The sequence below is a fragment of the Candidatus Collinsella stercoripullorum genome, assembly GCF_027669965.1.
GTDB classification, from domain to species: domain Bacteria; phylum Actinomycetota; class Coriobacteriia; order Coriobacteriales; family Coriobacteriaceae; genus Collinsella; species Collinsella stercoripullorum.
On sequence record NZ_JAQECM010000075.1, the window covers coordinates 1 to 6,331 of the forward strand.

Genomic DNA, 6,331 nt, shown 5'->3' on the forward strand with positions numbered 1-6,331 from the left:
GCCCATGCGCCCGCCACCGCGGCCGGTCCCGCCGACCCGGCCCGCGCCCATGCGCCCGCCACTGCGGCCGGTCCCATCGACCCGGCCCGCGCCCGCAGCATCCCGACGGCTCATCGCGCATCACCTCCCGCGCTGCGCAGGGCCACGAGGACCTCGCCCGCGTCGGTGGAGACGCGCAGCAGCCCGGACCCCTTGTCCAGCTCGAAGGAGAAGCTCGTGCTCTCGACCACGGGCGTGGCCGCGTCGGGCGCCAGGGGCGCGTCCGCCAGCGCGTACTCCTGCACCACGAAGCCGCGGTACAGGTAGAAGCGGGTCTGGTAGTCCCCGCTGTCCAGATGCTCGGTCAACACGAGCGCCGGGCCCTCGGGGCCCTCGGCCGCCGAGACGGATCCCGCGGCGTCGGTGGCGCGCACGGCGTTGGCGATGAGGCTCGTGGAGAGGCGCTCGTCGGAGGCTGCCCCGTCCGCCGCGCGCAGCGCGCGGTACACGCCGGTCCCCGCGAGGATGGCGAGCAGGAGCGCGACTACGAACAGCGCGAACAGCGCGACCGTGAAGGCATGGCCCGAGACGGCGAGCACCCCGGACCTCGACCCGGCACCGGCGCCGCCCTCGCCGCCGGAGGCGAACCGCGCCTCCTCGATGGCGTCGAGCAGCATGTCCTCGCGGGCGCCCCCGTCCGCGCTCCCGCCCGGCGCGGCCCCGGCAAGCCGGGCGCGCGCCTCGGCGGCGGCCTGGCGCTCGGCGACCAGGTGCTCCATGCGGCCCATCCGGGCGAGCGACCGCCCGCGCGCCCGCGCGGCGCCCTGTGCGGCTGACCGGCTCATCTCGGCACCACCCTCACGCTGGGCGGCACGTTGGCCGCGTACGACTCATAGGTCACGGCGTAGTCGTCCCGGTTGACGACGAGCCCGTAATGCTCCTCGAGGTAGGCGAGGGAAGACGGGTAGGAGCCCTCGATCGCGCAGCACTGCATCGCCGCGTCGAGGACCGCCGCGCGCAGCGAGGCGGCTCCCTGCTCGCGCGTCATATCGGTGACGGCCCTGCCGCCCAGGGCGCATGCGGCGACGATCGCCGCCACCGCCGCCACGGGCACGATGACCCTCCTTATCAGGTGCTTCCCCATCTCCTCGCCTCCCTTCGCGGTGTCGTTCTGCTGCGCCGGCGGATCCGGCGCGCCCGGTTGCTATCCGATCGCGCCCATCATGCCGACGAGCGGCAGCATGACGGAGATGAGCGTCGCGCCCACGGCGACGGTGAGCAGCGCTGCGAGCGCCGGCTCGACGGCGTCGACCGCGCGGTCGATCTGCGCCACCGCGTCATCGAAGAACGTGGCGGAGAGCCGCTCGAGCACGCCGTCCACGCTGCCCGCGCGCGAGCCGATGGCGAGCATGCGGGCGTAGACCGGCTCGAAGACCCCGAACTCCGTCACGGCCTGCGAGAGGCTGAGCGCCCGCGCGGGGTCGACCATGGCGTCGTGCGCGCGCTCGAGCCGCTCGTGCAGCACGGGGTGGTCGACGACCCGGAGCGCCTCGCGCATGGCGGTGTTGGAGTCCGCGCCCGACGCCAGGTAGGCGGAGGCCGCCGCGGAGAAGCGGCTGAGCGCGAGCCGGTACATGGCGGGGCGGGTGACGGGGAGCCGCTCGAGCAGCGCGAGGATGCGCGCCTGGCCGCGTGGCGTCCGCACGGCCGCGGAGCCGACGAGCGCGCAGGCGGTCACGGCGAGCGTGAGCACGAGCGCGACCCACCCGACGGCGACCGCCGCGCCCACCGCGGCGAACGAGCCCCCGGCGAGGCCGCCGGCGAGCTCGTCGTACACGCCGAGGAAAACCGGCAGGATGCCGATCACGGTGAAGGCGAGGATGACGCTCATCACGCACAGCAGCGCCGCCGGGTAGCCGATGCTCGCGCGCAGCTTGGCGAAGACGCGCTCCTCCTCGTCGTAGTAGACCGCGAGCGAGCGCAGCACGTTCTCCAGGCGGCCGGAGCGCTCGCCGATCCCCACGAGCGCGACGGCGTACGCGGGGAAGACGGGGGCTTCGGCGCCGCGCCCCGTGCCAGCCGCCGGGCCCGCGCCCGGATCTCTCGCGGCGCCGTCCGCACCCGCGCCGCCCGCCGCGCGCATGGACGCCGCCAGCCCGCGTCCGGACACCAGCCCGCGGTAGACCTCGTCGCACGCGCGGTGCAGGGGCGTGTCGCCCATGTTCTCGGACAGCATGTGGACGGCCTCGTCGGTCTGGATGCCGGCGGCCAGCATGATGGCGATCCCCTCGCAGAACGACGACACCTCGCCGCCGGACAAGGGGGTGTATGCGGAGCGGGCGCCGCCGGACGCGCCGGCGACCGGCGCGTCGTCGTGACCCGAGCGTTTGTTATCCATAGCCAACCCCCATCGTTTCCGTTCAGTATACATAGCGGTCGGTGTAGTCGGTGCCGTCGCCCACGGTGGAGCCGGCCCCCGCCGCCGCGAAGGTCAGGTCGATCCGGGTCCAGCTGTCAGGGCCGACGCTGATCTCCACGCTGATCCACTCACCGTCTATATAGACCATGTTCCAGGCGTGGTAGATGCCGTCGGGCGAGACGTACCCGGTGATGATTTTGCACGGGATCCCCAGGCTGCGCAGCATGGCCGCCGCGAGCGAGGCGTAGTCGAAGCAGATCCCGGTGCGGCTCTCCAGCGTGGCGTCGGGGTCCGGGACGTAGCCCGTGGCGTCCGCCAGCTCCGCGGCCTTGCCGGTGTCGTAGGAGATGTTGTCCTGGATCCAGCGGTACACGGAGCGCAGCACGTCACCCTGGTTCTGGGCGTCCGCGGCGAGCTCGCGCGCGAGCTGCACGCAGGCGCTGTCGTCGGCGAAGCTGCAGAAGACGTTGGGCCGCAGGAAGGGCTCGAACTCGCTCGTCATGGACACGTCCACGGTGGTCGCGGCGATCTCCACGTAGTTGCTGCCGCCGGTGTTCTGCATGACGCGCAGGCGGTAGGTGCCGTCGCCCATGTTGAGCGGGCAGACGATGGGTGTGCCGTCGCCGGGGAGGTCGTAGTTGTAGCTCATGTCGCCGCTGGAGACCTGGAACTTGAGGCGGTTCCCGTTGACGGCGGACGCGGCGACGTAGCCCTCGGCGATGTGCGAGGTGTCGATCAGCGCGTCGTTCTGCCCGGATGCCGCCGCGGGGTCGAACGACGCGGCGACGACCTGCGCGGGCTCGCTGTACGCGGGGCCGGAGGTGGAGTCGTCCTCCCCGGTCCCACCCCCGCCGGAGCCGCCGCATCCCGCAAGGACCAGGCAGGCTGCCAGCGCCAGGCAGGCGAGGCGGCGAGCTGTGGGTCCAGGGCGCATCGGCGGTCCTCCGTGTTCGTGGGGCTACGTGCCCCCATCATAGCAGGCACCCCGCCGGGCACCGTGCAGGGCGGGGTGCGGAGCGGGCGCCCGTCCCTCGCCAGACGATATGCAGGCGCCCCGCTTGGCGTGATTCCACGCAGAGAGCGCCGGCGGACCCGGTCGGAATCTCGCTAGTCCGCTTTACATCGCCGTTTGCCGAAAACACGGGGTGCCGCTCTGCCCCGTATTATGCACGCACTCAAACCAACCCCCTGCATATAAGGGGGTCCGTATTCTTGGAGCGGCGGCGGGCGAACGGCAGAAAACAAGCCCCCAGCAGTGCAGGCATCGGATGGACATGCGTTTGAAACCAAAAGGACCCCGCTTGTGTCACGTATATTGACAGGGGGGGCTGGAAACTATTAGCGTGCGAAATAACTGGGATGCTATCTCGATATGGCATCTGAACCAGGCAGTTTCGCGGAAGGAAGACCCGCGATGCGTCACTAGTCCGGACGCGCGGCTTACGGGAATGGGCCGCAGCCCGGGAGAGGGGTTGGGAACTATGTCTTCATGGAAGCACCTTCGGGAAGAAGGCCGGCACTTCGCGAAAAAGCATCGCGTGGGTGCCAAGCGTGCGCTGGTGGGCGTGCTCGTCGCAGCGATGACCATCTCCACCATGAACGTCCCGGCGATCGCTGAGGAGCTCGGCATCACGGCCGACGCTCAGGAGCAGATCATCCAGGACAGCACGGTGAACACCGAGAACCAGTCTGCCACCGCGGAGGGGACCCCCGCCGAGGGGACCGACGCCACGGTGGACGAGGGGGATGATCCTGCGGATACGTCCGCGGACGCCGCCACGGACACCACGGCTGACGTGCAGCCCGCGGACGACCAGCAGCCCGACGAGGCCGCTGGGACCGAGAGCGACCAGAATAACCTCACGGGGGGGGGGTTCTTCCGAGAATGACCCCGCCGCGGTCGAGGAGGATACCACCGCGCAGGTAGCGGTCAAGGTCGCGAACGCGTCGCTCAAGTACACCGACGCGAACGGCGCCGAGCAGACGGTCTCCGAGAACAAGGATGCGGTCGATTTCCCGACCCAGACCGAGATCAAGTTCTCCGTGACTGCCAACGACGGCTTCCAGGCGAGCCGCGTGTTCTACACCGTCGATGGTGCGGACACCGATGTGGCCGCCGACGAGTCCGGTACGTACACGATTCCCGCCGAGGTCGTGAACGACGGCCTGGCGATCACCGTCGAGACCGCGGAGATTCCCGCCGCGGACGAGCCGGCCGCCGATGACACCGCGGGGGAGAGCCTGGCGGCGGATGCGGCGACAGCCCTCATTGATACACGTGCCATCGGCATCGGAACACCTGATAGTCCGTATGTCCTGAGCGTGAACGAGCGGCTCGATGCGGATGCTATTGGGTGGAGTAACGAGGGTAGAGACCACCGCTATGTTTCATCACAAAACCAGTTGGTCAGTGTTGATCAAGATGGCAATGTGACTGGTCTTTCTCCCACTACGGACACCGTTGAAGTCACTCACACATATACGTACTGGGACTGGGATTGGTTCCAGCATAGGACCGACACGGAAGAGAAGTATTTCAAGGTTTCGGAGCCGGCTTCATACAGCCTGACTTACCATGCGAACAACGGTACCGATGACCAAAGAAATGAGACGGTATCTGGCCCTGTTGGCAGCGTAACCGCCACAATTCTGACCAATCCTTTCACATATGATGGGCATCGTTTTATTGGATGGGCGACGAGCCCTGATTCCACTGAGCCCGAGTACAGTGCTGGTGAAGAAATATCTGTTACTTCCGACATGGATCTTTACGCCATGTGGAGCGAGATTGCCCCGAGTATATCTGTCGTTCCTTACGCTGTTCGAATTATGCGTGATGGACAGACTCAATTACAGGTCAACGTGTATCCCGAAGAATCTGATGTCTTATGGTCAAGTGAAAATGAGGCAGTGGCATCCGTTGACCAAGATGGTGTGGTTCACGGTGTGAAGGCTGGTACAACCACGATATACGCATCGGCGAATGGCTTGACGGCTACGGCGCAAATCACCGTTGTCGATAACATGGATATTCAGACCGCATACTTCTATGGCGTAAAACCCGATGCGGATCCGGATGACACGGGAAATGACTCCTTCTTCTATGTCGGAGAGGGCACAATCGATGTATCTGGGCTTCGAAAGGGCACTGATTACGGCGATTACAAAGCGAATGGCGATTGGGGGCCTTGGGGAACGGTCAGAGATGCAAGTATGGTCGTGACCGCTCCGAGTGAGGAGACAATTAAGCAGCGCATCTTCGATGAGTACAAGGATGAGTACGGACTTTCAAGTCCAGATGATGTCAAGATTAGTTGGACCTACCACAAGGAAACATATACAATTGGTGCTCCTGACGAAGACGGCACGGACATTGTTAATGGTGCTGCGTGTTGGCACGTTGACATGAATGTCACCATTAATACACCTGAGCGAGCGAGCGCTCAATATATGGTTCAGCAACCTGGTGACACCGATTTCACGGTAACCGAGCAATACGTTTTGGACTTGGGCACTTCTACGAGTCCGCAGAAGTCTTATGAGACTACAAAGACTTTCGGGGGTCGAACTTATGACTTTGTTGGCTGGTTTACCAATAGGGAATGCACTGAGGAGGCGCAATTCCCCTACACGATCGAAGAGGCCACAACGTTTTATGCGAAGTATGTACCTGTAGATACATACAATGTGACCTATGACGGTAACGGTAATGATGACGGGACTGTACCTATCGATAGTGATGACTATGAAACTGGGGATACTGTAACGGTAAAGAACCAGAGGCCCGCGAAGAGTGGCTATACGTTTGAAGGTTGGGAATACAATGGCCAGACGTATAAGGCCGGCGATACCTTCACCATGCCCTCCAAGGATGTGGTCCTGACCGCCCAGTGGGAAATCAATCCCGCCGAGTGGAACGACGTGATCTACCTG

General features: G+C 65.4%; 6 protein-coding genes. 2 read left to right on the forward strand and 4 right to left on the reverse strand.

Features of this window, described 5'->3' with window-relative positions:
• Positions 1 to 110 precede the first annotated feature (110 nt).
• Genes PHA29_RS10080 through PHA29_RS10095 form a run of 4 tightly spaced genes read right to left on the reverse strand, consistent with a single transcriptional unit; the run spans position 111 to position 3,332 of the window.
• A complete protein-coding gene (locus PHA29_RS10080) occupies positions 111 to 824 on the reverse strand; it encodes a DUF4860 domain-containing protein (RefSeq protein ID WP_270849491.1) in 714 nt (237 codons plus the stop codon).
• Entirely contained in the window at positions 821 to 1,123 is a 303-nt protein-coding gene (locus tag PHA29_RS10085) for a hypothetical protein (protein WP_270849492.1), read from the reverse strand. Before PHA29_RS10085 ends, PHA29_RS10080 begins: the two co-directional genes overlap by 4 nt.
• A gap of 60 nt (positions 1,124 to 1,183) precedes the next feature.
• Entirely contained in the window at positions 1,184 to 2,377 is a 1,194-nt protein-coding gene (locus PHA29_RS10090) for a type II secretion system F family protein (RefSeq protein ID WP_270849493.1), read from the reverse strand.
• A gap of 22 nt (positions 2,378 to 2,399) precedes the next feature.
• Positions 2,400 to 3,332, reverse strand: a complete 933-nt coding sequence (locus tag PHA29_RS10095; RefSeq protein ID WP_270849494.1) for a transglutaminase-like domain-containing protein — start codon at positions 3,330 to 3,332, stop codon at positions 2,400 to 2,402.
• 604 nt (positions 3,333 to 3,936) lie between these two features.
• Between PHA29_RS10095 and PHA29_RS10100 the strand changes: the two genes are divergently transcribed.
• Both PHA29_RS10100 and PHA29_RS10105 read left to right on the forward strand, forming a co-directional pair.
• On the forward strand, positions 3,937 to 4,287 hold the full coding sequence (locus PHA29_RS10100; protein WP_270849496.1) for a hypothetical protein: 351 nt from the start codon (positions 3,937 to 3,939) through the stop codon (positions 4,285 to 4,287).
• A gap of 187 nt (positions 4,288 to 4,474) precedes the next feature.
• Positions 4,475 to 6,331 (forward strand): InlB B-repeat-containing protein (locus PHA29_RS10105; RefSeq protein WP_270849498.1); only part of this gene is annotated, 1,857 nt, incomplete at its 3' end.